The organism is Streptosporangium sp. G11, from assembly GCF_051192615.1.
In the GTDB taxonomy this organism is placed as follows: Bacteria; Actinomycetota; Actinomycetes; order Streptosporangiales; family Streptosporangiaceae; genus Streptosporangium.
Map to the genome: position 1 here is coordinate 1 of NZ_JBPJUQ010000242.1, position 2,275 is coordinate 2,275.

Below are 2,275 nucleotides of genomic sequence, written 5' to 3' on the forward strand. Positions count from 1 at the left end.
TCGACGCTTATTGGCGCGCGGCCAATTACCTGTCGGTCGGTCAGATCTACCTGCTGGACAACCCGTTGCTGGCCGAGCCGCTGCGGCCCGAGCACATCAAGCCCCGGCTGCTGGGGCACTGGGGGACCACGCCGGGGCTGAACTTCTGTTTCGCCCACCTCAACCGGGTCATCGCCGAACGCGGCCAGGACATGATCTATGTCGCCGGTCCCGGCCACGGCGGGCCCGCGGCGGTGGCGCATGCCTGGCTGGAGGGCTCTTACACCGAGAAATATCCGGATATCACGCAGGACGCCGAGGGGATGCGGCGGCTGTTTCGGCAGTTCTCCTTCCCCGGCGGTATCCCCAGCCACGTGGCGCCTGAGACGCCCGGCTCGATCCACGAGGGTGGCGAGCTCGGCTACTGCCTGGCTCACGCTTATGGGGCCGCGTTCGACAATCCGGACCTGGTGGTGGCCTGTGTCATCGGTGACGGTGAGGCCGAGACCGGGCCGCTGGCGGCCAGCTGGCATTCCAGCAAGTTCCGTGCCCCCGGCCGCGACGGCGCCGTACTGCCGATCCTGCACCTGAACGGCTACAAGATCGCCAACCCGGCCGTGCTGGCCCGCATCCCCTCCGACGAGCTGGTCAAGCTCATGGAGGGCTACGGCCACCGCCCGCACCTCGTGGCCGGAGACGACCCCGAGGCCGTGCACCAGATCATGGCCGAGACCCTGGAGACGGTGTTCGACCAGATCGCCGAGGGCGGCCGGCCACCCATGATCATTTTGCGGACGCCCAAGGGGTGGACCGGGCCGCGCGAGGTCGACGGCCTGCCGGTCGAGGGCACCTGGCGCTCTCATCAGGTGCCTTTGTCGGGGGTGCGCGACAATCCCGAGCACCTGGAGATGCTGCGGGAGTGGATGCGCTCCTACCGGCCCGAGGAGCTGTTCGACGCCGACGGGCGGCCGGTGGCCGAGATCCTGCGGACGGTGCCGGTCGGGCCGCTGCGGATGAGCGCCAACCCGCACGCCAACGGCGGCGAGCTGCTGCGGCCGCTGGCGCTGCCGGACTTTCGCCGGTACGCGGTCGAGGTCACCTCGCCCGCCACCGCCATGAGTGAGCCCACCCGGGTGCTGGGCGTCTTCCTGCGCGACGTCATCGCCGCCAATCCCGACACCTTCCGGCTGATGGGCCCCGACGAGACCGCCTCCAACCGATTGTCGGCGGTCTTCGAGGTCACTGACCGGGCCTGGGACGCCCAGATGCTCCAGAGCGACGAGCATCTGGGGAAGGGGGGCCGGGTGATGGAGGTGCTCAGCGAGCACCTGTGCCAGGGCTGGCTGGAGGGCTATCTGCTGAGTGGCCGCCACGGTTTGTTCAACTGCTACGAGGCGTTCATCCACATCATCGACGCCATGTTCAACCAGCACGCCAAGTGGCTGGAGTCCTCACGGAAGATCGGCTGGCGGCGGCCGGTGGCCTCGCTGAACTACCTGTTGTCCTCACATGTGTGGCGCCAGGACCACAACGGGTTCTCCCACCAGGATCCCGGTTTCCTGGATGTGGTGATGAACAAGAAGGCCGAGGTGGTGCGGGTCTACCTGCCGCCGGACGCCAACACGCTGCTGTCGACGGCTGATCACTGTCTGCGTTCTCGCGACTACGTGAACGTGATTGTGGCGGGGAAGCAGCCGGTGCTGGACCTGTTGTCGATGGAGGCGGCGATCGCCCACTGCACGCGCGGCCTGGGCATCTTGGAGTGGGCCGGCACCGATGCCGGGAGCGAGCCGGACGTGGTGCTGGCGTGCGCCGGTGACGTGCCCACCCTGGAGACCCTGGCGGCGGCCGCCCTGCTGCGTGAGCATCTGCCCGAGCTGAGGGTCCGGGTGGTCAACGTGGTGGACCTGATGCGGCTGCAGCCGCCGTCGGAGCATCCGCACGGCATGTCGGATGCCGAGTTCGACACGCTGTTCACCGCCGATCGGCCGATCATCTTCAACTTCCACGGCTATCCGTGGCTGATCCACCGCCTGACCTACCGCCGCAACGGCCACGACAACATTCATGTGCGCGGCTACAAGGAGGAGGGCACCACGACCACGCCGTTCGACATGGCCATGCTCAACGACATCGACCGTTTCCATCTGGTCATGGATGTCATCGACCGGGTTCCCGGGCTGGCCGGGCGGTCGGCGCATCTGCGTCAGCACATGGTCGACGCGCGGCTGCGTGCCCGCGCCCATACCCGCGAGCACGGCGAGGACCCGGCCGAGATCCGCGACTGGACCTGGCC

At 68.2% G+C, this 2,275-nt stretch carries 1 protein-coding gene; it reads left to right on the plus strand.

What is annotated here, in order from left to right:
* The coding region (locus ACSDR0_RS50180) for a phosphoketolase family protein (protein WP_435296059.1) at positions 1–2,275 on the plus strand (2,275 nt) is incomplete at both ends.